This window comes from Synechocystis sp. PCC 7339 (assembly GCF_019924095.1).
GTDB lineage: Bacteria > Cyanobacteriota > Cyanobacteriia > Cyanobacteriales > Microcystaceae > Synechocystis.
The window spans coordinates 1,682,216-1,707,267 of record NZ_CP063659.1 but is presented as its reverse complement, the minus strand read 5'-3'; the positions used below and the strand labels follow the sequence as shown (position 1 = coordinate 1,707,267).

Genomic DNA, 25,052 nt, shown 5'->3' with positions numbered 1-25,052 from the left:
ATTGTTATTAGGGCCCGATCATTGTGTTCAACCTGCCAAAGTTTTCTGCTGCTCTCCTCTCTCCCCTATCCCTGGTACTTTTGTTGGTCGGCATGGGAGAAAATAAGGTCGAGGCCTTGGAACTGAGGGAGCCGGCCGGTCAACTACAGGCCCTGCGGAAAATTTTCTGCTCGACGGAAGATGGTCAACCAATAACCTACTGGTGGGAAGGCAAAACCTATAGTCGGATTCCAGGGGAACCAGACCGCTTACTTTTTCTGGTGGAGGGCATGAATATCCGTCAATGTGGCCCCCTAGCAGATGGCAATGATGACGAGGATTTTCGCATGGTGAGTCGAGAGATTTTACTCTACAAAGATCCCGTGACCGGAGAGGTGTTACGTCAGTGGGAAAATCCCTGGACCGGCAAAACAGTGGAAGTCTTTCATGTGGCTAACGATCCGGTAAATTTTAGCTATCGCTTAAAGGACAATGACGGCAGTCCGATCGCCAGAGACATTACCGTGCGAGGAAACCAATGGTGGATGAACGTAACCGTGCCCCTGTTTTACCCTAATCCCTTGGGGGGAGAGTTTCAGCGTTATGTGGGGGGAACCTATCACGCCACGGAAATGTTCAATTTCTTTGGTAGTGTGGATGAGTTGAGTAATCCCCGGCAGACCTCAGCCCCGGCCTCCATCGGTTGGGCGCGGCTTTCCAACTGGTTGCCTTGGATGGAAATGGGCGATCGGGTTGGATTGTTGTATTTTCATACCGCTGGACGTAAATTAGCCAGCTTCGACGATTTGTCGGTAGTAATGAAAACAGAGATTGCCAACAACTTTCCAGAGTACGTTAAGCCACCATCCCTATCTGACCAACGTCCCAACGAAACCAGTTGGAGCTCATTCCGGCAACTTTTAGAAAGTGGCGGCAATCAGTAACCGGACACTGTTTTAGTATTCAACATTGGATTTTTTCAACACCAACGTCGAGTTTCCGAATTATCCGCCCCACCAAAGAAAGTGGAAATTACCAGTTGAAAAAGGCGGAAGACGTCATTGTTTGCTATGATATGGAACTGTCACTCTGGAGAGATGGCTGAGCGGTTGAAAGCGGCTCCCTGCTAAGGAGTTATGGGGTTTATAGCTCCATCGAGGGTTCGAATCCCTCTCTCTCCGTTTGTTGTCTGGTTAATTAAAGTTGAGTCAATTGGTTCAAGACAAGGGTGGTGGTGACGTTACTTTTTTAAGGTCTGCCCCACTCTAACTAACGGATTGCGAGTTTTTCCTCCTGCTATTGGACAATCACCGTCACGGCTTCTCCAAAATCTTCCCCCTCTAGGGCAACATATAGCCACACCACATCATCGTTTTCCATGGCGGGGTATTGCCACTCCGTCAAAACACAATCCGTCATCATGATCGCCCTTTAGATGGGACCAGAACCATAGCTAATTATCTCTTCCACCGTCGTTTGTAAAGTTTTGGGAGAATATTCCCTTTTAAGCTCCGGGGATAATAAATCCCAAGCTTTTCCATAGTCACAAGCGGCAAGGCGATCGCCAAATTTTTGGGCCAAGTGGATGGCGGGTTGGATCATGGTCTTTGCCCCCGTTGGGAATGATTACTGCGATTTTGAGCTTTAACCCAGATGAAAATCAATGACAAAACAGGTTAGCATTGAGTGCAGAATGGATAAAGGCCCAACCAGAAAAGGATTTGTCTATGTTCGCACAACTGTCAGAGCGACGGATGCACTGGATTCGGTGGATATTAACCGGGGGTTGGCTGTTAATTATTGCCTCCCTATTCTATGACCCCTGGACATCTGCCCTCACCACTGCGGACCATCCCTGGAGCCCACTGCGGTTGTCGAATCAATGCATTGAAGTCCAAGGGGAATGTTTAGCGGAGCAACCCTACGCCCTGGGTACAACCCTGTTTTGGGGGGCAATCGTGCCAGCGGCCATTTTTATCCTGCTAGTGTTCGGCCATGAACTGTGGCGACGGATTTGTCCCCTTTCTTTCCTCTCCCAAATTCCTCGGGCTTTGGGATGGCAACGGCAATTCAAACGGGAAAATAAAAAGACCGGCAAAGTGCGCTACGAACTGGCCAAAGTGGACCGCAATTCCTGGCTCGATCGGAACTATGCCTATGTGCAATTTAGTTGGTTGTTCATCGGCCTATGTGGGCGCATCCTCTTTTTTAATGGCGATCGCCTGATGCTAGGGGGTTGGCTATTATTCACAGTGGCCATGGCTATCACCGTCGGTTACCTGTATGGCGGCAAATCCTGGTGTCAATATTTTTGCCCCATGGCCCCAGTGCAGAGTATTTACGGCGAACCGGGGGGATTGTTGGCCAGCAAAGCCCACACCAGTGAAGAACTCATTACCCAATCCATGTGCCGCACAGTACTGCCGGATGGCAAAGAGCAGAGTGCTTGCGTAGCCTGCCAAAATCCCTGCATTGACATTGATGCGGAGCGCACCTACTGGAACAGTTTAAATCAACCGGAAACGGCATTTCTACGGTATGGTTACGTCGGTTTAGTCATAGGTTATTTTGCCTATTATTATCTTTACGCTGGCAATTGGAACTATTACTTTTCTGGAGTATGGTCAAGGCAAACGGATCAGCTTAATTCTTTACTATCACCCGGATTTTACCTATTTGACCAAGCTATTAATATTCCCAAAATAGTGGCAGTGCCATTAGTATTAGGGGCGTGTACCGCCATTGCCTATGGTGCTGGAAGATGGTTAGAAAAACGAATTAAAGCCCATAATCGGCAGCAACAAAACAGTTTAAATATAGATATTATCCGCCATCGTATTTTTACCGTTTGTACCTTTGCGATTTTCAACTTTTTCTTTATTTTTGCCGGCAGACCATTAATACAACTTCTTCCCCTGGCAGTGCAGTATCTGTACGATATAGGATTGGTAACCCTAAGTACCCTTTGGTTGTACAAAACATGGCGACGCAGTGCCGATTTATATTCCCGGGAAAACTTGGCTAACCGTTTCCGCAAGCAATTGGAAAAACTGCAGGTCAACGTTTCACAATTTTTAGAAGGGCGGACATTAAGCGACCTCAATACCCATGAAGTTTATGTGCTGGCAAAGGTTCTGCCCGGCTTTACCCGGGAAAAACGCCATCAGGCCTATAAAGGGGTGGTCCGTGAAGCATTAGAAGAGGGTTATGTGAATTACTCCAGTAGCTTGGAGGTTCTACAACAAATGCGCCAGGAATTGGGTATTACGGACGATGAACACCGTTTAGTGCTCGAAGAATTGGGCATTGAAGATCCAGCATTGCTCAACCCCGATCGCCAAAGAACCCTGGAGAACCAAATACGCCTGACTGGTTATCGTAAATCCCTGGAACGCCTATTATTGCTACAACAAAAACAGGCGAGTTTCAACACCTTTGAGCCGACATCATTACAGGATTCTGTCGCCATTCGTTCCCTGCGCCGTCAATATTCCATTACGCCCCAAGAAGAAGAATGGATTTTAAGTGGTTTTTCCGATGAAACCAGTAGCATAAAAAAAGCAGAATTTTTACTGGCCCAATTGCCGGAATTAATTGATTGTTACCGTGCCCTTAATCAACCCATCCTCCAGGAACATAAGGCAGTATTAACCCTGTTACAGGAAAACATTAGCCACAAAAAAGAATTAATTGTCCGCTCAGTTCTACAAACCCTAGAGCAACTGCAATCTGCCCCGGCATCTTTGCCCCTAGCACAATCTTTACAACAGGCTTCCCCAACGGTTTTAAGTGAACTTTTAGAGCAGGAACATTGGGGTGATCGCCTACCGGCAGAAATACGTCAATGTTTGACTGAACCGGGGGAAAACCCTTTGTCCTGTTCGTTGGAACTTTCTCCAGAAACCATTTTGCCCTACTTAGAAGTTCTGCTCCAGGATCAAAATCCCATGGTCCAGGCCGCTGCCCTTTATATGTTGACCCAATTAGCACCCCAACGTAGTCAAACCATTGGCATTAATTATGGCCATCAGTTTAATTCACATCTAGTTCAATACACTCTAGATCACTTCCTCGCTTGGCAATCAACATCAACAAAAAATCCCCCTTTAACTGAATTTCCTGACCTAGAAAAAGTAGTTTATTTATTTAATAGTGATTTCTTCCACCGTATGCAAAGTGAAACTCTTATTGCCCTAGCAGAGCGGGCTGAAGTGAGGACCTATAACAAAGGAGACGTGATCACCGAAGCGGGGGATACCTGTCGAGAATTACTGTTGTTAATCGAAGGGGATGCTAATGTTCACTACCAAACGGAGACTGGAGTTCGAATTGAGCAATTACATCCTGGGCAAACATTAGATGAACTAGAAGTTTTAGCCCACAGTAAATCAGAAAATACTATCATTGCTGACAGTAGAAGTACGAGGATTTTAGCCATTTCCGTAGACCAGTTTGACGATTTACTCGACCATGATCCTGATTTTGCCCGGCGAGTTTTGGAATTAGAAAGTCGTCAATTGCAAAGATTTGTGCGTTCTGTCCAAGCATTTTAATCTCCCTGAGGAATATTCGGAATTAAAGGCGATCGCCAGGCAGTGATGATGATTACCCATGATGTGGATGAGGCAATTTATATGGCCGATCGCATTGTATTAATGACTAATGGTCCCAATGCCACCATTGGTGAGATTTTAAAGGTGCCTTTTCCCTATCCCCGCGATCGCCATGCCATGCGAGAAACTCAAGAATATTACGATTTAAAAAACCATGCCTTGGATTTTCTGGAGCGATATTTTAACCATCATTAGTGAGCGGTGTTGAGCAATCTAAGGCTAGAATTTACCCTTGCTCTATCCTTCCTGAACAGTGCCCAGCAAATAGAGCAGGGCCATGCGGATCGCTACCCCACTGGTTACTTGGTCTTGGATCAAACTAATTTCCGGGTCATCCATCAATTCCGAACTAATTTCCACCCCCCGATTTACCGGCCCCGGATGCAACACTTTCACCCCCGGTTGACACCCCTTCAGGCGATCGTGGGTAATGCCGAAATAATGGTGATATTCCCGCAAACTAGGCAAAAGATGGGCCGTCATTCGTTCTTTTTGCAATCGCAGAGTCATAACCATATCCGCCCCTTCCAAAGCTGGTTGTAATTGCCAGTGGCAATGGAGTTGCCCCGCCCCCGAAGGCAAGGTCAATTGTTGGAATTCCTTGGGCAACAGGGTGGGAGGCCCCGCTAAATGCACGTCGGCCCCAGCGGTAGTCAGGCTCCACAGGTTAGAACGGGCCACCCGAGAATGCAAAATGTCCCCCACCACAGCAATTTTTTTTCCCTGCAGGCATTGAATAGCAGCATTGTCCGGCGCAAATTGGGAGCAGATGGTAAATAAATCTAGTAACCCTTGGGAAGGGTGCTCATGTTGTCCATCCCCGGCATTGAGTACCTTGACACCGGTTTGGAGCCGATCCATTTGGGACGCAATAAAATGGGGCACTCCCGCCTGTTGGTGGCGGATAACAAAAATATCAGACCCCATGGCAAGGTAGGTTTTGGCTGTGTCCAAAATAGTTTCCCCTTTGGTGAGGGAGGAACTGCCGGGGGCAAAATTCATCACATCGGCGGAAAGACGTTTAGCGGCCAACTCAAAGCTACTGCGGGTGCGGGTAGACGGCTCAAAAAAAAGATTGGTGACCACTTGCCCCTGGAGGGCGGGTACTTTTTTAGTTTGTCCTTTTAATACTTGCTGGAAAGTGGTGGCGGTCTGTAGCACAATATCTAATTCTTCGCCCCGCCAATCGGTTAGGTCTAAAATATGGTTTCGAGTCCAACTGGCCACCATGGTCATTGCCTTAAATGGATATGGGGCAGGCACTGCTACCCAGCGATCCATCTTGGCGGCGATCGCCAGTTAATGCAAGTCTTTTCCCCGCTACACTAGGGGGGAACGTTCCCATGTATTTAGCTAAAAGTCCGTGGTATTCTGAAATGCGCCAACGGTGTTTAGCTTCTGCCCTAATTTGACTGCCTTTGACTATGACCACTGCAACCCATTTGCTGAAACTTGCCGCGACAGTTCTATTAGGAAGCTTGGTGACGACGGCCCCAGCGGTTAGGGCCCAGTTCATGGCCCCGGCTCCCCAGAATAATACTGCCCCCCCCATTCCCAAGGTGGAACTAAATTTTCAGCCCTTGGAAACGGCCCTGGCAGCCCAGCAGTTTAACCAAGCCAATGAAATTACCCGCCGCCTGTTGTTGAGCGCCACCAATCGTATCCTCCAGGGTTGGTTAACTACCGACACCATTGAGCAAATTCCCTGCCAAGACCTGAAAACCATTGACCAGTTGTGGTTGGAACATTCCAAGAATCGGTTTGGCTTCACTCCCCAATTGGAGGCGTTTTTAGCCACGGGGAATCGCCCCGGTAGATTGATGTCACCGGAGTCCTATGACCAATTTGGCGATCGCATCGGCTGGCGTAAGGATAATCAATGGGTCATTTTTAAGAAAAATTTAGACTTTACCATCAACGCCCCGGTAGGCCATCTGCCCAGCCCCAGGGATGAGTACCAAATTAACGGTGGCCGTTTAGAATACACTGCCCTGATGGGTAGGTTCCAGGCCTGTCAATCGGGCCAGGTACCCACTGCTCCAGTGCGCTTTACTCCCTTTGGTTCCTAGGGAAAATCCCTCTGCAGAAGAATCTTAAGTATTCAATTCAAAAAGGTAACAGGTAAGCCCATGGCCAATTTAGAGACCTATGTGCGGATGGCGGAGGATGAACTGACAGAATATAGCAGTGAGGCCCGCAAAATTGAAAAAATTCGTCGCAAGATGGCTTTATCTCTGAACTACAAACAACAACAGGAGTTAAAAGCTGAGGTGCTGGCTATTATGCCTCAAGGTTTTTTGCCCCGTTTAGTGGAAGATAATCGTCAAACAGTCGCCCTACCTTTCTGGGGCATTGCGGGCTTGGGCTTACTATTCAGTATTTCCCTGCAACAACCGTTGGACTTTCTAGCTCTGGCGATCGCCTTACCTGTGGCGGTCAAAATTCAACAATGGGGCTGGAAATTACAAGCTAAAAGGTTGCTATTGAAAACCATTGATGAACTGGAACAGAGAATTAAAAATCCGGAACAGCCTGCGGGGTGAATTGTGTAGTTACTTGAGCAAGCTGGCATCAACGACAATGTCCGTGCTAGGGAGATGATCTTCAACGGGATTGAAACTTTTAATCACCCGGCCACATAACCACCATTTTTGAAAATATGTATGGCTAATGGGGTCAGTTAAATCCGTCAGGGAGTCGATGCCAATGGCGTTGCGGCCATGGGTTTTGCCAGAACTGTGGATATATTTTCCTTCCCCCAGATACATTCCCACATGGTCCACCCGTTGATTACCAAAAAAAATTAAATCTCCTGGCAAAAATGCTCTGGCGATCGCCGCCGCTAACTTTTCACCATCCCAACTATCCGATCGCCGTTGGGGTTGGATATCAACAACTTGCTGACAAAAGGCGGCCTGTTGGTAGGAATCTCTAGGTAACCAAATACCTTGACTAGCAAAAGCGGCTTGCATCAAACCAGAGCAATCATAGTTGGGGCCGATATTACCTCCCCAAAGATAATAATTTTTCCTTTTCTGGGCTTCCAGCAAATAGTCAAGTACGTGGGGAATGCGCTGTTCAATTTCGGCTCTGGTTGCTGTTACTGCCTGATAAACCTTAACGGCCGGGGTCAAACTCCGTAAATCGTCCTCCGCTAGCCAACCTTGGTAACCATCTTCTGCTTGTTCCACCAACACTGCTGACTGTTTAATCTTCTCTGTTAAGAGCAAATAGCGCCCCTGCCTTGCTTGGGTGGCCAATTCCTGGCGATCGGGGTTGTCGTAGAGATTTAAATCCTGTTGGCAAATGAATTGCCCTGTGGGGGATGCCGGTAATGTGAACTGCTGCTCGCTCGTCATAAATCTGTTTGCATCTTCCCCAGAAAAGCCGAGGGCCCGGATTTCACGCCTACCACAAGCATCCCGTATTGCTGCTACCTTCCGGTCCTGACAAGATTTGGGCGTTGTAATCGCATGAGTCCGAGCCATCCCTAACCTATCACACTTTCCGTCGCCTTGGCCTAAGGTAGGGGCTAACTTACCCCGGAGCAATGTTCCTAAGCCTACTGTTGCCGCCCAAATGCTTAAACAACAAAACCAGACAAGGTAGTTAAGTGTTTCACTCCATCTCCCCATCTGGCTTTGGTTGTTTTTAACGGAGAGGGAGGGATTCGAACCCTCGTTGAAGTTACCCCCAAACAGCATTTCCAGTGCTGCGCCTTCAACCGCTCGGCCACCTCTCCAATTTGGTCACAAGAAATGATTATACAATAGCGGAAGACACAAACCTAATTTGGATTCAAACCAGCCCATAATGTCCCGTTCCCACCGAATTTTGATCCACGATCGCCAAAACGAAAAAGACTATAGCGTAATTGTCTCCGACGACCGTTATATCCTCCATCAGGCGGAAGACCAAGGCTTTGAATTACCGTTTTCCTGTCGTAATGGGGCCTGTACGGCCTGTGCGGTGCGCGTCATTTCTGGGCAAATCCATCAACCGGAAGCCATGGGGCTTTCCCCGGAGTTACAACGACAAGGTTATGCCCTGCTCTGTGTTAGTTATGCCCAATCGGATCTGGAAGTGGAAACCCAGGATGAGGATGAAGTATATGAGTTACAGTTTGGCCGCTACTTTGGGGCTGGTCGGGTACGCCTAGGCTTGCCCTTAGACGAGGACTAGGCTAGAACTAGAACCTGATTTTCCCAGTTTCGACGCTAACTTTTGGCCAAATTTAGAATTTTTTGTGATGACTTCTGCCCAAAAACCTCTTTTTTCCCCCTCTGATCTACAAACTTGGCTCGAAATTGGGACGGAGGCGGCCCTGGCCGCGGGGGCAGAAATTTTTTCTCTTTGGGGCAAGGTACAGGAAGTAGAGGAAAAAGGCCGGGCCGGGGATTTGGTCACGGAAGCCGATCGCCAAGCTGAAGCAATGATTTTAGGCATCATTAAACGTCACTGCCCGGACCACGGCATTTTAGCGGAAGAATCAGGACAGTGGGGGAGTGGGGACAATCCTTTTTGTTGGGCGATCGATCCTTTAGATGGCACCACTAACTTTGCCCATAGTTATCCCGTTTCCTGTGTATCCATCGGCTTATTAGTCCAGGGCATACCGACGGTGGGATTGATTTACAATCCCTTTCGCCGGGAGTTATTTCGGGCAGCCACGGGGTTGGGGGCCACATTAAACCGTCAGCCCATCCAAGTCTCAAGCACCACTAGCCTAGCCAAAAGTCTTTTGGTTTCAGGCTTTGCCTACGACCGGGTTAAAACCTTAGATAATAACTATCCTGAATTTTGCTATCTCACCCATCTAACCCAAGGAGTACGGCGCAGTGGTTCAGCGGCGATCGACTTAACTGATGTGGCCTGTGGCCGACTGGACGGCTATTGGGAACGGGGCATCAATCCTTGGGACATTGCCGCAGGCATTGTTATTGTCCAAGAAGCTGGGGGAGTGGTTTCCACCTATGATGGCTCTCCCCTTGATTTAAAAACTGGCCGTATTCTGGCCACCAATGGCAAAATTCACCACGAACTGAGCCAGGCCCTGGCAGACAGCCCCCAATGGTTTCAGGACTATGCAGTCTCTAGAGTGCAAAAAGATTAGCTGATTCAAATTGAGGGTACAAAAGTCAGACTTTGGTGAATGTTTTTAACAATTTACGGGTATTTTTCTCTTTCTGAGGAATAATGGAGTAAAAAGGGATAGAAATGCCCCCCGACCGCAATTTTTATGAGCCTGTTCCCCATCCAACAAGGACTGTTTAGTTATGACGTAGTTGACCACCACGCTATTCTCGGCTGTCCTCTGGATGCGACTCCCCAAGAAATTCGTAAAAGTTATCTCAAAATTGCTTTCCAACTCCATCCCGACACATCAAAAGCTGCCAACGAAGAAGAACAAGCCCTGGCGGCAAAACTTTTCTCTAAGTTTGTTAATCCTGCCTATGAAGTTTTAAGCAGAGAAAATGACCGCAAAGAACACCTGCTCATCCTCCAGCAGACGGTGAGTAATCTGGCCAGCATGGGGCAACTGAGCTTTAGTAGTACTGAGTCCCAGCAACTCCAGGGAGCCAAACAAAATTTGGAGTTGGTTTACCGCAAGGTGGTCACCCCCCTGAGCAAAGGGCTATACGAAGACTTTAAAACGGTCTTTCCTAAGATTGCCCAAGTGAGCGAATACAATCTCATTTTCTTGATGGTTAAGGGGGAAAATGCCTCTGCTCGCCCCGTGTTCCAAACTAGTGCTTCTTCCAAGGAAACGGTGCCTCCCGTTCCCGTGGTACCAGGGCGATCGCCCCAGACTCCCCCATCCTCTGTTAATAATTCCCCAGCCGAAGACCTTTCCCCCTTTGAGAAGAGTTTACGGCGTGCCCAAGAGCACTTTGACCGCCGACAGTACGACAAGGCCATTGCTGAATTAAAATCTGCCCTGAAAACTGACCCGAAAAATGCCCAAGCCCATTGTTTGCTGGGCATGGCCTATCTGAAGAACAACATGATGACCATGGCCAAAGTCCACATTGGCTCAGCGGTGAAGCTAGACCCCAATGACCCCAAAGTGATGGCAGCTAAGAAAGAACTGGCTAAGCATACCAGTGCGGACAGTAGCCAAGGGGGAGCAAAATCCAGCCAGGGGGGCTTGTTTGGTGGTTTATTTGGGGGCAAAAAGAAATAACTAAACCAATCCACCTTTAAGTAGCTAGCGGAAAGCCCTGAATACTCTAGGCTTTCTAAGCCCTAACGTCTAACGTCGAGGACGAATTACTAAACGGCGGTGAGGTTCATAGCCCTGGCTCTCTGTTTCCAAATCCTGGGAATCTTGAAAAAAGCTATGCACCTGACGGCGATCGGCCGCAGTCATATCCGCCATTTCCACTGGCTCAAGGGTTTCCCGTACTCGCTGGGCCGCCATTTCCGATAGGGAAATTAACTCTGACTGACGACGGGATCTAAATTCTGCCAACTCCACCGTGATGGGAGTAAAGTTTATGCCGCCGTCGGCTACCGCAGGTCTGAGGGAAGTATTGAGTAAATATTGAATAGCATCTAAAGCTAACCCGTTTTCCGCCAGCAGTCGCTCAATTTGACTTGAAGATAGGTTTTTCTCTTCAATAACCAACCAAGGGCCCATAACTAAAGTATTTTCTTTGTCTTTTGCTACGGTGACAGAACAGGGAAAACCCATAAGAGTGAGCAGTTCTTCGAGCCAAATTTGGGCTTGGGTAACTATTTTTTCCATCGTCAATATTCAGGTCTCAATTTAACTTCCGTAATCATAATAAAGTCCTCATCTCTCTGGGAAAGGTGAAGACTTGTGTCCTAGGAATTTAGGAGGTTTTTTCCTTCTTTTTATTACTTTTCTTCTCAAAAGGTAGAGATTCCCGGCCTTGGCTTGCCTTTTGTTGCTCGTCCAATAACTTCTGCAGATTTTCGGGTAAGGGTTCCCGCATCAGAATGAGGGTCTGTATCGTCTGAAAAACGTTGGCCATGACAATGTACATCAAAACCCCTGCTGGCAAGGGAAAGAAAAGAAACATGCCGCTGAATAAAATGGGGGTAATTTTATTGATGGTCTGTTGTTGCTGGGCTTGGCCATTGGCAGCACCACCACCAGAGGCACCGGATAACTCCTGGTTAAGGTAAATACTAAAGCCGAAAAAGATGATCATGCCAAGGATGTCCCAGTTAATCTCTCCGTTTTCACCGGTTACCCCCACTTGGCCCAGGGCTTTGATGAACAGAAAACCTGTGCGGGTAGCAATACCGGGAATGGTAACTTGCACAGTGGCGTCGCCGGGGACCAGAGCTTCAACGGTGCCATCGGCGCTGACAGCAATGCGGTCTTCCCCTTTGGTGACGCTGTATTTGGGCGTTAAAGCTTGACTATTCTTTTCAGGAATTACTTGTTCAAAGGTTTTGCCAGCGGTGCTCTGGATTTCTAATTGGGTCTTCTCTCCGACTCCAAGCATTTTGCCGCCGGGCAGGAAAACAGCAATGGGATAATGGAGGGCTTCGTCTACGTAGATATTTTGGGGCTTGGTGGAGAATGTTTGGGGAATGATGCGTTCTGCCTGTTCTTGGGGAAGGATCTGTAGGTCAACGGTGTAATTGATATCAGAAAAGGGGGATCCCCGCAGGGTGGCAAAGAGGGCAAAGAGGATGGGCATTTGCAGGAGCAGGGGCAGACACCCCGCCAAGGGATTGCCAAATTCCTTCATGACCTTGGCCATTTCTTCCTGCTGTTTGGCCGGATCGTCCTTGTATCGCTTTTGGATTTCTTCTTGGCGCTCTTTCATCAGAGGCTGGGTAATGCGCATTTTTCGCATGTTGCGGATCTGGCCGGCACTGAGGGGATAAAGCCCTAAACGAATTACTAGTGTGAGGGCAATAATAGCAAAACCATAACTGTGTACAATCCCAAAGAAAAAATCTAGGATTGGCAGCATGATATTTGTCGAAATAAAACCGATACCAAAATCCATTGCTAACAAGCTCTCTAGATAAATATTGCCAAGTTTGCCGGGGAGACTGGGGCGCTTAGTGGTCCCAGTGCTTGATTAATACCATTGATGACCGTTGGTCTTAGTTTTGGGTGATCGCTTCCAGGGGGCGGCCGGTTTTGTCGGCAACCCGTTCTGCCATATAGTCATAGACTTCCCGAAAGTTGGGCATGGCCCGCAGTTCTAGCCGAGAACGATCATTGAGGGTGACAACTATATCCCCCCAGATGCCTATGCCCCTGGGCATTTTAATCATTTTGGCCACTTCTCCGTAGACGATGTCAGTGCGGTCTTTGCCCATCCAACCGCCGGTGACGGAAATACGGCGATCGGTGATTTTGTAACGGAGCCAGATGGCCCGGACGATCGCCCCAATGGTCAAAGGGAGAAAGATGACGGTAAATCCCAATAAAATATTGACGATTAAGTCCCCGATGTGGGGGCCGCCCTCATAGTAGGTGGTTTCTCGAATGCCCATGGTCAATAATCCCGGCTTGGCTAAATAACTGCTCTAATTCTCGCAAAAAACGTTCATAATTGCACCCAATGCCCTGGGGCAAGACAATAATCACCACATCAAAGCCCGGCTTGATTTGGGGCTGGAAATGGTTAATGACGGCACGAATTTGACGTTTTAGGCGATTTCTAACCGTGGCTTTCTTACTAACTTTTTGACTGACGGTGATGCCAAAGCGGCTATGGCCGGTCGGGCGATCGCCGAGAACCCGCATTAGTAAATTGCTGTGACGGTGTCGCTTTCCTTGCTGATAAACAGTCTGGAAATCTTGCCAGTGTTTTAAGCGCAGTGTTCTGGGTAGTCCCACGGAAGGAAACTATACAGCCAAGCGATGACGACCTTTGCTCCGGCGCGCCTGGATAACTTTCCGGCCGTTATGGGTACGCATTCTGGCCCGGAAACCGGAAGTACGTTTTTGTTTGCGGTTGGTTCCGCCGAGGGTTCGTTGAGTCATGACCCGTTCGTTACTCCACAAAAAAAGACACAGTCTCCGATTGTATCACTGCTTATGGATTAAGCTAACTCTAAAATTCGATTGGCGATCGCCGGGGAGACGGGAAGCACGGAAAGACGGTTACCTTTTTTTAGCACTCCCAATTCCTCCGGATTAAACTGTGCTTTAAGGGTCGGCAAAGTAATCATCTGGGGAAATTCTCTGGTAAAACGGGCTTTAATGGTGAACCAGCGGGGCTTTTCCGGAGTAGCCTTGGGGTCAAAGTATGGGCTGGCAGGGTCAAACTGGGTGGGGTCCACCACTTGCGCGGCGGTAATGGTCATTAGTCCGACAATGCCCGGTGGCTTGCAGTTGGAATGGTAAAAAAAAGCTTGATCTCCCACGGCCATGGACTGTAAAAAGTTGCGAGCTTGGTAATTTCTCACCCCATCCCAGAGGGTTTCTCCTTCCGCTTTGAGATGGTGAATGCCATAGGTGACGGGTTCGGACTTCATCAGCCAAAAAGCCATAATTAAATCTGGTGTGGAAAGGTTGGAAATGACTAATTTAGATGGGCTCTTTGTTCGTAGGCCTGCCAAGCCAAATCCACTAGGGCGGTGATGATGGCCACGGCCACCTCCGCTCCCCCTTTTCTTCCCTGGACTGTGATGTGGGGAATATTAGCTTCTTGCAAATTTAACTCTACGTCCCGGCGATCGCCAAAATTGGTGGCGGTGGCAATGACCAGGGCTGGCTGGATACGTTGGGCTGCCACTAACTCCATCAGCGCATCTAAGGCGGTTTGGCCATGGCCGATCACAAAAATCCCATCTGGGTAACGGTGGGCGAGGTTGAATATACCCCAAGCTTCTTCTGTTCTTTCCTTTTGGGGCCTGGTGATGCTTTGGGTAGCACAGTAAACAGGGTTGGCAAAAGTTTTTTGCAAAGTAGGGACAATGCCCACCTGCACCATGGGCACATCCACCATAATTGTCGTGCGAGAAGCTAGAGCGGCGGCGCCGATGGTTAGTACCCGTGGAGAAAAATGCAGTAGCTTAAGGTACTCAAAATCCCCAGTGGCGTAGATAACTCGCCGCAGAATTTCATACTGGGCAGGGGTATGGCCATGGTCTCCGATTTCATAATCGATGGTGGCCAGGTTTTGGGCGTCGCTAATATGCCAATTCATTATGCTTGTGCCAGTGCAGGGGATGAAATGCCTCCATACCATCTTCCCCTATTTCTACAATCCCAGATGGTGGAGTGGCGGGGATTTTTCTCTACTAGAATTGTATTTGTTACCCTTCCTTCCCCTTGGCCATGGTCAATTTTCGTCGTCGGGCCCTCCAACACCGTCTGCAAAGCGATCCCTACTACCGTTTTCAATCTTGGCAAGAATTGGCGATCGCCGGCGAGTTGGGGCTCAGGATCGAAGTCAACCAGGCCACAGTGGATGAGTGGTTGCGCCTGCCGGGGTTATCCATTCATCAAGCCCGACAACTGAAGGAGTTGAGCAACCTGGGGGTGCAATTTTTAGCCCTGGAGGACTTGGCGGCCGCCCTCAATGTCCCTGTGCAACAAATTAAGCCTTGGGAACCCATTCTTTCCTTTACCTATGCTGACCCAGACAGTCTACTAGCTCCACCAAAAATTCCCGTTAACCAAGCTGACCTTAACCAATTGCTCACTGTGCCCAACCTTTCCCCGGCGATCGCCACTGCCTTGTTACAAGAAAGGGAAACCAGGGGAGAATATCGTAACCTGGGGGACTTACAAAAACGCTTGGGATTACCGGTAGCACTGATTACCCAACTGCTTCACTATCTACAGTTCTAAAAAGTTCTAAAACCACTCTCAAACTAGCCAACATTTTGGACTGATCACTCCCTGAAGCCGGGAAAAACTCCATTATCTGGACCTTGGACTATATTGGACTAGGGAATCAACCCAAGTTAAACCATTTATCCCTTGCCCATCTCGACCCTTCCCTAACCTTTAGAGACTTGTTTCTGCAATTGTTTTAGACTGTCCTGCAAATTTCCCCCTGCCCCGGCTCGCTTGATCCATGCCCAATCCTCGACGCATTATCTTTGGTGATGTCCACGGCCATTTCGATGCCCTTACTAATTTGTTCGAGGCGATCGCCCCCAATGACCGGGATGGGGTTTACTTTGTCGGTGATTTGATTGACCGGGGGCCGGAAAGCGCTAAAGTGGTGGACTTCGTCATGGGCAACAAATACCATTGCCTGTTGGGCAACCATGAACAAATGATGTTGGATGCGGTGGGGGGCGTTAACTTTTCTCCTCAGTCACTCCACGCTTGGATTTATAGCGGCGGCAAATCAACCCTAGAGAGTTATGACCACCAGATTCCCCAAAGTCATGTGGACTGGATGCGTAATTTACCCCTCTATCTCGATTTGGGGGACGTTTGGCTAGTTCATGCCGGGGTGGATCCCCGCCTCCCCATCGAAGAGCAGGGAGAAGCCCAATTCTGTTGGATTAGGGACGAATTTCACCGCTACCCCTATCCCTATTTTGCCAATAAGTTAATTATCACCGGGCACACCATAACTTTCACCTTTGCCGATGTGGAGCCAGGCAAATTAGTTTCGGGTCCGGGTTGGTTGGATATTGACACTGGAGCCTATCACCCCAAAAGTGGCTGGCTCACGGCCCTAGAGCTGAATAACCAAGAAGTTTATCAAGCTCATATTTTCACCAACGAAGTCCGGCGTCTGTCCCTGGAAGATGCGGTGGTTGCCCTACCCCCCAAAAATTTCCATCGTTCCCGGCAAAAAGGGAAAAAAAGAGGTCTGCTGGGGTAACCTAAGCAGAAAAAATATTTGGTATATTTGCCGGATGCTTGCCAATGAAACACTTGACCGCAGTCGGCTAGAAAGAACCTCTGGTGGAGGTCAAGAAAATTAGCCGATTCTTTTTTTTACCAAGACCAACCAAAACTAAGCCCCAACTCGCTACTGCTGAAATTGGGGTTTTCCTGCGCCAAATCTTCGGCCAGGCCGGAAAGTATTTATTTTGGGAAAATGACTGATGACGGAGGTTCCCTAATCCAAGTTGAACTGGTTGCCCCGCTTATACTGCAGGTAGGCCGCCACAAACAGCCCCGCTAGGGTTACAGGAATCAGTCCAAGTACAATGCCGAGCAATAGGGGTTCGATCACAGGTTTTCTCCAAAGGGTTATTTATTATCTTTGCTATCCTACCAAAAATTCCCCCAGTGCTCCCTATCCAAAAAGCTTGCGGAAATTTCGACCACTGTGATAGTGTTATAAATCGTCAGGTAAACGGCTAGGGCTTGTAGCTTAGTGGATTAGAGCGCGTGGCTACGGACCACGAGGTCGGGGGTTCGAGTCCCTCCAAGCCCGTTTTTTGGCTTCACGCCGATTATTATCGCTGAACTGGGTTCCCCTAGTTGGACCCAGTTTTTTATTAATTTAGCTCCGGTATGTCCAGCTTGCTGGCTTGAAGACAGGATGTAGTGGACTGTGGATTTCCCAGGATTTCCTACTGCTGAACCAAAAATTACATCACCCCCAGAACCTAAAAGCTAAAATTAGAAGTATGAAGGTGAGTTTGATGCACCTGTGTTTTGCTAGGCCGCAGATATGGGGCAGGAGTTTCCACCATGGGCTACGGAAGGATTTTAGTCGCCTTAGACCGCTCTGAATTGGCCAAGGAAGTTTTACAGCAGGCAATCGCCCTGGCCCAGAAGGAATCTTCTCAGTTAATGCTGTTCTACTGTATTCCGGTGGACAGTCAAGATTTGAGTATTTACCCCAGCTTTTATGGGGAGGCAGCCATTGGCTTTTCCCAAGTAATTCAAGAGCATTTGGAAGAACGACAAACGGAGGCCCGGGAGTGGCTGCAATCCATCGTCCAAAAGGTGCAGGAAGATGGATTGCAATGTGAGTGGGATGTGAAAGTAGGGGAACCGGGGCGGTGGATTCGTGACATGGTCAAGAATTGGGATGCAGACTTAGTGGTGCTCGGTCGCCGGGGACTGAAGGGTTTAGCGGAGGTATTTTTAGGTAGTGTCAGTAGTTATGTCATTCACCATGTGCAATGCTCGGTGTTGATTGTCCAACATTAGCTAGATTGTCCCTTCACCCGCTGGAATTCTCCTGATTTTTTGATGACGAATTTACCCCATCACCCCGAGTCGGCATCGGCATCAAACCAAGACCGACAAATTTTTCTAGAGGCGATCGCCGGTAGGGAAAGAACTTTGGCCGATGTGATTGGCCAGGCAGGGGGGGATTTTCTCAAAGGAGAGTCTCCCGTACCTAAATTGATACAGCGAAAGACGGAGCTGAAATTATTTGTCAACGATCATTTGCGGGATTCCGAGGGGGCATTGTTGTTGGTGCTGCAAAATCGCATTGACGAAGCAGATGCTTTGATTAGTAAACACTTGGAGTTTCCCCTAATGGCGCTGAACACCATGGTGGAGCAGTTGCTAGATAATTCTGCCCTGTTGAAAGAAATTGTGCGTCAAGCGGATTTTCGTTGGGGACAAATCTATGGCGAACGACCCCATTTTGAAATTCCCGGTAAGCCCCCTGACCCGGATGACCCCTACACTGCGGCATCAGTCACAGTCCAGCTAAAAAATTTGCTTTTGGTTATTGCCGCCGAAAAGTCGAGAAGTCAAGACTTTTGATAGTCTTAAGTTGAGAGCCACCGTCGGTGGTCTTTGTCAGCCAAGGAAAAACACTTCATGGAAAAAATTTGGGTCAATGAACAGCTAGATCCCACAGGCATTATCTATGCTTGCATTGCTTGTTTGGACGAAGAAGCCGCCCAGGATTGCCATCGTTCTTGGCAGGAAAATCTGACCCCTGCCCAAAAAGCAGAAGGATGGACAGCGCAACTCCGCATAGTTGGCTCCTGGGATGATGTCCCTGTCAACGCCCTTAAGTTAAGTTTTTAGCCAAACTTTTCGGCTGTCCTAATCTTCAAAACTTTTCGTTGTTATAAGACTTAGAAACCTTTAATTTCTGCGTCAAAGAGCACAGTAACCAGGGCTTGACTTGACAACTTCATCATTTTGCAACAGTTGTTGCCCCTGTCAAAATTTTCCTTTGACCTGTTTTTGGTAAGCTGAAGAGTGGAGTTTTACCGGCAATTGCCCATGACTGTCGCCCCTCACCATCCCTTTAATCTGAGTATTGTTTGTAGACGTTTGCTCAGTTCTTTGTTTTTAAGCCTAGTACTGTTGGGTCTTAGCCCAGCCCCAGTCTTGGCGACTGGCGTTTACGATCTGCCAGTTTTGGCCCCTGCCTCTAAGACTTTTTTGGTGGATCAAGCAGAAGCCATCAGCCTGGCCAATGAAAACAGAATAAATGGCGATCTAAAAAAATTAGCCCAGTCCAGTGGGCAAGAAGCTCGGTTTGTGGTTATCCGCCGTTTGGATTTTGATGTTACCATCGACGGCTTTGTTAATGATCTGTTTGAACGCTGGTATCCCGATGAAACCAGCCAGAGTAATCAAACCCTATTAGTGCTAGATACCCTCACCAACAGCACTGCTTTGCGTCGGGGAGAGGCGGCGGAAGCCCTATTAACCGATGAGATGGTCGATAGTTTACTGCGGGAAACCCTGGCAGTCCCCCTTAAGGATGGGGCAAAGTATAACCAAGCGTTAATTGAAGCAAACAAACGTTTGGGCGCCATTTTGGCTGGACAACCGGACCCCGGCCCCCCAGTTCTGGAAGAAATTAGCTTGGAAGGAACTTTCACCACGGCGGAAGAAACCGACGATACCAGTGCCACCATTTGGGTAGTAGTGCTGTTGGCGTTGGCAACCCTAATTCCCATGGTGACTTACTTTTGGTACGTGGGCTTACCGGGACGGTGAACAATGAGCATTGCCTGGTAACAATAGTGATGTTGAATTTGATGAGTCGGACTTAACCGTGCCCCTAGTCAGTCAATCGGAGTTAGTCTCAGCGGCGATCGCCCATCGGGTGGTCAGTTTTCCCACGGACACAGTGCCGGCCTTGGCGGTGCGTCCAGAAAACTCAGGTTTAATTTATGAGCTTAAACAACGAGAAACTAGTAAACCATTGATTCTCATGGCGGCAACCGTGGAGCAAATTTTTCCTTACCTGGCAGGCAGTCAACGGGAAAGACAAGTGTGGCAGGCAATAATGGCAAAATATTGGCCCGGTGCGTTAACCCTAGTTTTGCCGTCCGGTGAGAAGTTGCCCCCGGAAATTAACCCTCGCCAAGACCGAACCATTGGGGTCCGCATTCCCGATCAGGCGATCGCCTTGGAAATTTTGCTGCAAACGGGCCCCTTGGCCACCACCAGTGCCAATTTATCGGGACAGCCCCCCCTGGAAAAGTTGGTCGATATTGCCGAAACTTTCCCTATTGTAAACTGCTTGGATTGTCTCAGTCTGGAGCAACAGGGACCAATTGGTAAAGGTCTGCCGTCCACCGTTGCCCAATGGGATGAAGCAAACGAAATCTTTCGAATTCTGCGCCAAGGAGAAGTTGTGTTGCAGGATTATTGACTTTTGATCTCCCCACGACAACAGACTGAAGCCCGAATGGAATCTAATTACTCTTCCAATTCAATCCCTGTTTGGTAAACAATAGACCGCCCTGGCACCGGATTGCTCCTATCCCGAAGAAATCTGGTGGGAAATTACGGCGACGGATGAGAAAAATGAGAATCCCAACGGCTTTCCCCCAATCCTCTCCGCCGCCACTCGCTGGCATTTTTGTTACAAAATACTTAACAAAATGCACGGTTCCCTCACCATTAATTGCGTCAATCCTATGCCAGACAAAGGTTACCATCACCTTGCCCACGGCGATCGGCAACCCCTAACAACCATCCACTAGACAAATTTGTTGCGGCAAGCTATTTACAAATTGTTACAATCTTGTTATGTTGGTTACATACATACAAAACCGGCTGACGAGCGAGGAAATCTCCGAACTCAACGCCAAGCCTTTCGAACCTTGACAAATACATAAGGAATTATAACCAAATGACAACGACTCTCCAACAGCGCGAAAGCGCTTCCTTGTGGGAACAGTTTTGTCAGTGGGTAACATCTACCAACAACCGGATTTATGTCGGTTGGTTCGGTACTCTGATGATCCCCACCCTCTTAACTGCCACCACCTGCTTCATCATTGCCTTCATCGCCGCTCCTCCCGTTGACATCGACGGTATCCGTGAGCCCGTTGCTGGTTCTTTGCTCTACGGTAACAACATCATTTCTGGTGCTGTTGTACCTTCTTCCAACGCCATTGGTCTGCACTTCTACCCCATCTGGGAAGCTGCTTCCCTAGATGAGTGGTTGTACAACGGTGGTCCTTACCAGTTGGTAGTATTCCACTTCCTCATCGGCATTTTCTGCTACATGGGTCGTCAGTGGGAACTTTCCTACCGCTTGGGTATGCGTCCTTGGATTTGTGTGGCTTACTCTGCCCCCGTATCCGCTGCCACCGCTGTATTCTTGATTTACCCCATTGGTCAAGGCTCCTTCTCTGATGGTATGCCCTTGGGTATTTCTGGTACCTTCAACTTCATGATCGTGTTCCAAGCTGAGCACAACATCTTGATGCACCCCTTCCACATGTTAGGTGTGGCTGGTGTGTTCGGTGGTTCTTTGTTCTCCGCCATGCACGGTTCCTTGGTAACCTCCTCCTTGGTGCGTGAAACCACCGAAGTTGAATCCCAAAACTACGGTTACAAATTCGGCCAAGAAGAAGAAACCTACAACATCGTTGCCGCCCACGGCTACTTTGGTCGGTTGATCTTCCAATATGCTTCTTTCAACAACAGCCGTTCCTTGCACTTCTTCTTGGGTGCTTGGCCTGTTATCGGCATCTGGTTCACTGCGATGGGTGTAAGCACCATGGCGTTCAACCTGAACGGTTTCAACTTCAACCAGTCCATCTTGGATAGCCAAGGTCGGGTAATCGGCACCTGGGCTGATGTGTTGAACCGTGCCAACATCGGTTTTGAAGTAATGCACGAACGCAATGCCCACAACTTCCCCCTCGACTTAGCTTCTGGGGAGCAAGCTCCTGTGGCTTTGACCGCTCCTGCTATCAATGGTTAATTCCTTGGTGTAATGCCAATTGAATAATCAGCGAATTGCACTCTCCTTTCCGGGGGGTGCTTTTTGCTTGGTTACTGTCCTTGAACACCGCTTAAGTTGACAACTATCTCTCCCTATCGCCACTCTTAGAAGGAGAGTATGCCGATTTACCATGGACAATCTCCGTCTCCACCCAGACACCATCCAAGAAATTAAGCAAAGAATAGACATTGTCGAAATTATCGGCGATTATGTTGTGCTGAAGAAAAGGGGACGGGATCACCTTGGTCTATGTCCTTTCCACGACGAAAAGTCACCGAGTTTTAGTGTCAGCCCAGCCAAGCAAATGTATTATTGTTTTGGTTGTGGGGCTGGGGGCAATGCCTTTAATTTCTTAATGGAACTGGGTAAACGTTCCTTTACGGATGTGGCTTTAGACTTGGCCCGCCGCTATCAAATACAAATTCAAACCCTAGAGCCGGAGCAAAAACAAGAATTACAACGGCAACTATCTCTGCGGGAGCAGCTCTATGAAATTATGGCGGTGGCGACTGGTTTTTATCACCATACTCTTTTTCAGCCCCAAGGACAGGAAGCTCTAACTTATTTACGTCAAAAACGTTGTTTATCTTCCACTACAATTCAAGAATTTCAGTTGGGTTATACCCCGGCTAGTTGGGAAACTCTTTATCGTTACTTGGTAGAGCAAAAACGTTATCCGGTAGCGGCAGTGGAACAGGCTGGTTTAATTAAGGCTCGCCAATCTGGTACTGGATATTATGATCAATTTCGCCATCGTTTAATGATTCCGATTCGGGATATTCAGGGTAGGGCGATTGCTTTTGGTAGCAGAACTTTAGGAAACGATGAGCCCAAATATCTCAATTCTCCAGAGACTTCTTTATTTCATAAAAGCAAGACTTTGTTTGGTTTAGACCAAGCTAAAACTGCTATTCAAAAAGTAGATGAAGCAATTTTAGTAGAGGGCTATTTTGATGTTATTGCCTTGCATGAAAGTGGTATTAAGCAAACGGTGGCGGCCTTGGGTACGGCCCTAAGTCGAGACCAGGTGCAAAGTTTGATGCGTTTTAGTCAATCAAAGCAAATTATTTTTAATTTTGATGCGGATAAAGCGGGCATTAATGCTACCCAACGGGCTATTCAGGAAATTGAGCCTTTGGTTTATAGTGGCCAAGTTAATTTACGTATTTTGAATTTACCAGCGGGGAAAGATGCTGATGAATTTATTCACAGCAGTCCTGAAAATAAAGAAATTTACCAAACTTTAGTTAAGCAGGCTCCCCTCTGGGTGGATTGGCAAGTTCAGCAATTGCTTAAGCAAAAAAATCTTAAAGATCCCCTTGATTTTGAACAGGTAGCCCGGGGTATGGTTGAGATTCTAAAACGTTTAACAGACCAAAATAAACGGGCTTACTATCTACAGTTGTGCGGAGAAATTTTGAGCCAGGGAGACAGTCGTCTAATTGGTTTGCAAGTTAATAATCTTTCCAGTCAACTCACTTATGGCGATCGCCCTGGACAAAATAGGTCTAGGCCTTGGCAGGCCAAGGATCCCACTAGTAGTTTGCTAGAGAAGGCAGAGGCTCTATTGTTGAAAATTTACCTCCACTGTCCCCAGGAACGGTCAACTATTGACCAAATATTGACAGAAAATGATCTTTTATTTAGCTTTGCTCACCATCGTTTACTGTGGCAAAAAATTGACCAGGTGCGGGAGCATTTTAATTTGGACTCCGACCCCGATAATCAGTTGCCCTTGTTAGTGCAATTAGCCTATCTGGAGCAGGAGGAGGACTTTAAGCCCGTCGAATCCCTGTTTCAACTGACGGAAACCAGCGAGGAAGAACTGTTTCAGGCTAATCTGCGAATCCCAGAGGCGATCGCTATTATGGAAAAAGTTCCCTGGGAAAATTATCAAAAGCATTGCTTTGGTAAACTGCAACAGTTGGATCCCTGCACCCAGGCAGAAGATTTTCGTTATTATCAACAGCAATGGCAAAAGGCCCGACAAGAAATTCAACGGCTGGAGAGTCAACGACTGAACCCACCGGTCAATTGATGGATTTATTGCCTGAGTCTCACCCTAGGGAGAAATTGCAATTTTTCCCATACTCCCGTCTTCTATGGCGGGATAAAATCTGGTCTGACCACAAGCCTAACCAGGTAGAGAACCGAATTTTCTCTAGTCTAGCCCGTCAGGAAAGAACGGCTATAGCCTTCCAGAATAAGGACTTTGAGGCAAAATTGGGGCAGGAAATAACCAAACTTTATTTTTTGTTACAAAAATCGTGTTCCATGTTACAATTTTTTATACAGAAATCAAGGACTGCGCGAGTTGGGAAACCGCCACTGAGATTTCCTCAAGCAACAACAACATTTGGTGGAGTCAGGGAGAGTTTCTCTGACTCTTTTTGGTTAACAGGTAACTGCCTTAATTTTTTTCTAGTTGTTCCTGTTTATCGTGCAAATTTTGCTTGGATTGTACCAGGGGTAAGCGATTGGGGGCATCGACCATCATCTCGTCAAATTTTTCTACCAGTTCCCCCGGATAGGTTTCCAAAATGCGGGTGGAAAGGGAAATGCGATTTTTATACTCGTCAATTTCCTGGACATAGACACTGATGGCTTGGCCAAACGTGAACAGGGTATTGAGAGAATCGACCCTAGTACCACTGACTTGGCTGACATGGAGTAGCCCCGTTACCCCTTCAATTTCTACAAACACGCCATAGGGCTGGATTTTGGCCACTTTGCCTTCGTAGATATTGCCCGCCGCAATTTTGCCCATGGATTCAGCCTGTTGAATGCGACGCTGGGTCAACACCAATTTATTGTTATCCCGGTTAGCCTCAAGGATATGGGCTTTCAGCACTTGCCCCACCAGGGCCTCCATATTGTCTTTGTGCATGAGGTGCGACCGGGGAATAAAACCGCGCAATCCTTCCACATCCCCGACGACACCGCCCTTATTGGTGCCAGTGATAACCATTTCTAGGGTTTTGCCACTCTCCTCCAACTCTGCCAAATTTTCCCAAGATTGCTGGATTTGCAACTGACGCCGGGAAAGCCTTACTTGCCCTTCATCATTTTGCTCACTGGTGACGAGGAAATCCCAAGCACTGTCGAGGGGAAAACTTTCCTCAATCTCTGCGTGGGGCCTTAATCCTAATTCCTGCAGAGGGACAAAGCCAGGGGATTTACCACCAAAATCCACATAAACTCCCTCGTTAGCGTGCTGGCAGACTTTGCCATGGACGGTTTGGCCTTTCTCAGCATGGTAATCGTGTTTGTCTAGGGCTTTGGCAAATTCGTCAAGGGAAAAGGCTGCACTGTTGGGGGAAGAAGGCATACGAGGACAGATTGAAAAATCAGTTTGAATGCCTTATTCTAG

30 protein-coding genes, 3 tRNA genes, 1 other RNA gene and 1 pseudogene are annotated in these 25,052 nt (G+C 48.0%); 20 read left to right on the top strand and 15 right to left on the bottom strand.

Annotated elements, in window-relative coordinates; genetic code table 11:
• The first annotated feature begins 23 nt into the window (after positions 1-23).
• A complete protein-coding gene (locus IQE94_RS08065) occupies positions 24-923 on the top strand; it encodes a DUF1838 domain-containing protein (protein ID WP_223343106.1) in 900 nt (299 codons plus the stop codon).
• A 147-nt stretch (positions 924-1,070) separates the two neighbouring features.
• A tRNA-Ser gene (locus IQE94_RS08060) sits at positions 1,071-1,160 on the top strand.
• Positions 1,161-1,275: 115 nt separating this feature from the next.
• Here the strand turns inward: IQE94_RS08060 and IQE94_RS18610 are convergent.
• Together IQE94_RS18610 and IQE94_RS08055 are read right to left on the bottom strand one after the other, a co-directional pair.
• Positions 1,276-1,398 carry a hypothetical protein gene (locus tag IQE94_RS18610; RefSeq protein WP_255611384.1) on the bottom strand — a complete coding sequence of 41 codons (123 nt, stop codon included), beginning with the start codon at positions 1,396-1,398 and terminating at the stop codon, positions 1,276-1,278.
• 12 nt (positions 1,399-1,410) lie between these two features.
• On the bottom strand, positions 1,411-1,581 hold the full coding sequence (locus tag IQE94_RS08055; protein WP_223343104.1) for a hypothetical protein: 171 nt from the start codon (positions 1,579-1,581) through the stop codon (positions 1,411-1,413).
• 125 nt (positions 1,582-1,706) lie between these two features.
• Between IQE94_RS08055 and IQE94_RS08050 the strand changes: the two genes are divergently transcribed.
• Together IQE94_RS08050 and IQE94_RS08045 are read left to right on the top strand one after the other, a co-directional pair.
• Complete coding sequence (locus IQE94_RS08050; RefSeq protein WP_223343102.1) at positions 1,707-4,532, top strand: cyclic nucleotide-binding domain-containing protein; 2,826 nt, start codon at positions 1,707-1,709, stop codon at positions 4,530-4,532.
• Positions 4,533-4,565: 33 nt separating this feature from the next.
• Positions 4,566-4,787 (top strand): annotated as a pseudogene (locus tag IQE94_RS08045) (ABC transporter ATP-binding protein); the annotation flags it as partial.
• Positions 4,788-4,829: 42 nt separating this feature from the next.
• On the opposite strand, the gene IQE94_RS08040 reads toward IQE94_RS08045, so the two are convergent.
• The gene (locus IQE94_RS08040) at positions 4,830-5,828 is read right to left on the bottom strand and encodes an aspartate carbamoyltransferase catalytic subunit (protein ID WP_212717326.1); all 999 of its coding nucleotides are present in this window, start codon (positions 5,826-5,828) and stop codon (positions 4,830-4,832) included.
• 14 nt (positions 5,829-5,842) lie between these two features.
• Between IQE94_RS08040 and IQE94_RS08035 the strand changes: the two genes are divergently transcribed.
• The 3 genes from IQE94_RS08035 to IQE94_RS08025 are packed head-to-tail and all read left to right on the top strand — an operon-like array spanning position 5,843 to position 7,135.
• Positions 5,843-6,004 carry a hypothetical protein gene (locus IQE94_RS08035; protein ID WP_212717324.1) on the top strand — a complete coding sequence of 54 codons (162 nt, stop codon included), beginning with the start codon at positions 5,843-5,845 and terminating at the stop codon, positions 6,002-6,004.
• A 12-nt stretch (positions 6,005-6,016) separates the two neighbouring features.
• A complete protein-coding gene (locus IQE94_RS08030; protein WP_212717322.1) occupies positions 6,017-6,661 on the top strand; it encodes a GUN4 domain-containing protein in 645 nt (214 codons plus the stop codon).
• Positions 6,662-6,721: 60 nt separating this feature from the next.
• A complete protein-coding gene (locus tag IQE94_RS08025; RefSeq protein ID WP_212717320.1) occupies positions 6,722-7,135 on the top strand; it encodes a hypothetical protein in 414 nt (137 codons plus the stop codon).
• Positions 7,136-7,144: 9 nt separating this feature from the next.
• On the opposite strand, the gene IQE94_RS08020 is transcribed toward IQE94_RS08025, so the two are convergent.
• The 3 genes from IQE94_RS08020 to IQE94_RS08010 all read right to left on the bottom strand — a co-directional run bounded on the left by IQE94_RS08020 (position 7,145) and on the right by IQE94_RS08010 (position 8,334).
• Positions 7,145-7,951, bottom strand: coding sequence for a C40 family peptidase (locus tag IQE94_RS08020; RefSeq protein WP_212717318.1), 807 nt, complete (start codon positions 7,949-7,951; stop codon positions 7,145-7,147).
• A 30-nt stretch (positions 7,952-7,981) separates the two neighbouring features.
• Positions 7,982-8,078, bottom strand: an RNA gene (gene ffs / locus IQE94_RS08015) — signal recognition particle sRNA small type.
• Between the two features lie 169 nt (positions 8,079-8,247).
• Positions 8,248-8,334, bottom strand: a tRNA-Ser gene (locus IQE94_RS08010).
• 71 nt (positions 8,335-8,405) lie between these two features.
• Between IQE94_RS08010 and IQE94_RS08005 the strand changes: the two genes are divergently transcribed.
• From IQE94_RS08005 to IQE94_RS07995, 3 genes are all read left to right on the top strand, one after another.
• A complete protein-coding gene (locus IQE94_RS08005) occupies positions 8,406-8,774 on the top strand; it encodes a 2Fe-2S iron-sulfur cluster-binding protein (RefSeq protein WP_212717316.1) in 369 nt (122 codons plus the stop codon).
• Positions 8,775-8,841: 67 nt separating this feature from the next.
• Positions 8,842-9,705 carry an inositol monophosphatase family protein gene (locus IQE94_RS08000; protein WP_212717314.1) on the top strand — a complete coding sequence of 288 codons (864 nt, stop codon included), beginning with the start codon at positions 8,842-8,844 and terminating at the stop codon, positions 9,703-9,705.
• Positions 9,706-9,831: 126 nt separating this feature from the next.
• Entirely contained in the window at positions 9,832-10,776 is a 945-nt protein-coding gene (locus tag IQE94_RS07995; RefSeq protein ID WP_212717313.1) for a J domain-containing protein, read from the top strand.
• Between the two features lie 69 nt (positions 10,777-10,845).
• On the opposite strand, the gene IQE94_RS07990 is transcribed toward IQE94_RS07995, so the two are convergent.
• From IQE94_RS07990 to IQE94_RS07960, 7 genes are all read right to left on the bottom strand, one after another.
• A complete protein-coding gene (locus IQE94_RS07990) occupies positions 10,846-11,340 on the bottom strand; it encodes a protein jag (protein ID WP_212717311.1) in 495 nt (164 codons plus the stop codon).
• An 88-nt stretch (positions 11,341-11,428) separates the two neighbouring features.
• A complete protein-coding gene (yidC, locus tag IQE94_RS07985) occupies positions 11,429-12,583 on the bottom strand; it encodes a membrane protein insertase YidC (RefSeq protein ID WP_223343100.1) in 1,155 nt (384 codons plus the stop codon).
• A 100-nt stretch (positions 12,584-12,683) separates the two neighbouring features.
• Positions 12,684-13,079: a PH domain-containing protein gene (locus IQE94_RS07980; protein ID WP_194016018.1), complete on the bottom strand. Its 396-nt coding sequence runs from the start codon at positions 13,077-13,079 to the stop codon at positions 12,684-12,686.
• Positions 13,051-13,425 (bottom strand): ribonuclease P protein component, encoded by a 375-nt coding sequence (gene rnpA / locus IQE94_RS07975; RefSeq protein ID WP_212717307.1) that lies wholly within the window; start codon positions 13,423-13,425, stop codon positions 13,051-13,053. Before rnpA ends, IQE94_RS07980 begins: the two co-directional genes overlap by 29 nt.
• A 9-nt stretch (positions 13,426-13,434) precedes the next feature.
• A complete protein-coding gene (rpmH, locus tag IQE94_RS07970; protein WP_010872863.1) occupies positions 13,435-13,572 on the bottom strand; it encodes a 50S ribosomal protein L34 in 138 nt (45 codons plus the stop codon).
• Positions 13,573-13,631: 59 nt separating this feature from the next.
• A complete protein-coding gene (locus IQE94_RS07965; protein WP_212717305.1) occupies positions 13,632-14,081 on the bottom strand; it encodes an EVE domain-containing protein in 450 nt (149 codons plus the stop codon).
• A gap of 32 nt (positions 14,082-14,113) precedes the next feature.
• Positions 14,114-14,740, bottom strand: a complete 627-nt coding sequence (locus IQE94_RS07960; protein WP_212717303.1) for a precorrin-8X methylmutase — start codon at positions 14,738-14,740, stop codon at positions 14,114-14,116.
• A gap of 131 nt (positions 14,741-14,871) precedes the next feature.
• On the opposite strand from IQE94_RS07960, the gene IQE94_RS07955 reads away from it, so the two are divergent.
• Together IQE94_RS07955 and IQE94_RS07950 are read left to right on the top strand one after the other, a co-directional pair.
• A complete protein-coding gene (locus IQE94_RS07955) occupies positions 14,872-15,387 on the top strand; it encodes a ComEA family DNA-binding protein (protein ID WP_212717301.1) in 516 nt (171 codons plus the stop codon).
• A 229-nt stretch (positions 15,388-15,616) separates the two neighbouring features.
• Positions 15,617-16,381, top strand: a complete 765-nt coding sequence (locus IQE94_RS07950; protein ID WP_212717299.1) for a metallophosphoesterase family protein — start codon at positions 15,617-15,619, stop codon at positions 16,379-16,381.
• A 240-nt stretch (positions 16,382-16,621) separates the two neighbouring features.
• On the opposite strand, the gene petG is transcribed toward IQE94_RS07950, so the two are convergent.
• Positions 16,622-16,738, bottom strand: coding sequence for a cytochrome b6-f complex subunit V (gene petG, locus IQE94_RS07945; protein ID WP_010872858.1), 117 nt, complete (start codon positions 16,736-16,738; stop codon positions 16,622-16,624).
• A 130-nt stretch (positions 16,739-16,868) separates the two neighbouring features.
• Here petG and IQE94_RS07940 point away from each other — a divergent pair.
• The 8 genes from IQE94_RS07940 (at position 16,869) to dnaG (ending at position 23,720) form a co-directional block, all read left to right on the top strand.
• Positions 16,869-16,942: transfer RNA gene (locus IQE94_RS07940), tRNA-Arg, on the top strand.
• A gap of 260 nt (positions 16,943-17,202) precedes the next feature.
• Positions 17,203-17,667, top strand: a complete 465-nt coding sequence (locus IQE94_RS07935) for a universal stress protein (protein ID WP_212717297.1) — start codon at positions 17,203-17,205, stop codon at positions 17,665-17,667.
• Between the two features lie 42 nt (positions 17,668-17,709).
• On the top strand, positions 17,710-18,237 hold the full coding sequence (locus IQE94_RS07930; RefSeq protein ID WP_223343098.1) for a hypothetical protein: 528 nt from the start codon (positions 17,710-17,712) through the stop codon (positions 18,235-18,237).
• Between the two features lie 57 nt (positions 18,238-18,294).
• Positions 18,295-18,507: a glycogen debranching protein gene (locus IQE94_RS07925; protein WP_190597433.1), complete on the top strand. Its 213-nt coding sequence runs from the start codon at positions 18,295-18,297 to the stop codon at positions 18,505-18,507.
• A gap of 201 nt (positions 18,508-18,708) precedes the next feature.
• Positions 18,709-19,434 carry a photosystem II repair protein Psb32 gene (gene psb32, locus IQE94_RS07920; RefSeq protein WP_223343096.1) on the top strand — a complete coding sequence of 242 codons (726 nt, stop codon included), beginning with the start codon at positions 18,709-18,711 and terminating at the stop codon, positions 19,432-19,434.
• Between the two features lie 58 nt (positions 19,435-19,492).
• Positions 19,493-20,095 (top strand): L-threonylcarbamoyladenylate synthase, encoded by a 603-nt coding sequence (locus IQE94_RS07915; protein ID WP_212722336.1) that lies wholly within the window; start codon positions 19,493-19,495, stop codon positions 20,093-20,095.
• 483 nt (positions 20,096-20,578) lie between these two features.
• Positions 20,579-21,661 carry a photosystem II q(b) protein gene (gene psbA / locus IQE94_RS07910; RefSeq protein WP_028949231.1) on the top strand — a complete coding sequence of 361 codons (1,083 nt, stop codon included), beginning with the start codon at positions 20,579-20,581 and terminating at the stop codon, positions 21,659-21,661.
• Between the two features lie 151 nt (positions 21,662-21,812).
• Entirely contained in the window at positions 21,813-23,720 is a 1,908-nt protein-coding gene (gene dnaG / locus IQE94_RS07905; protein WP_223343093.1) for a DNA primase, read from the top strand.
• Positions 23,721-24,092: 372 nt separating this feature from the next.
• Here dnaG and IQE94_RS07900 read toward each other — a convergent pair whose 3' ends face one another.
• The gene (locus IQE94_RS07900) at positions 24,093-25,010 is read right to left on the bottom strand and encodes a S1 RNA-binding domain-containing protein (protein ID WP_212717290.1); all 918 of its coding nucleotides are present in this window, start codon (positions 25,008-25,010) and stop codon (positions 24,093-24,095) included.
• Positions 25,011-25,052: the final 42 nt, after the last annotated feature.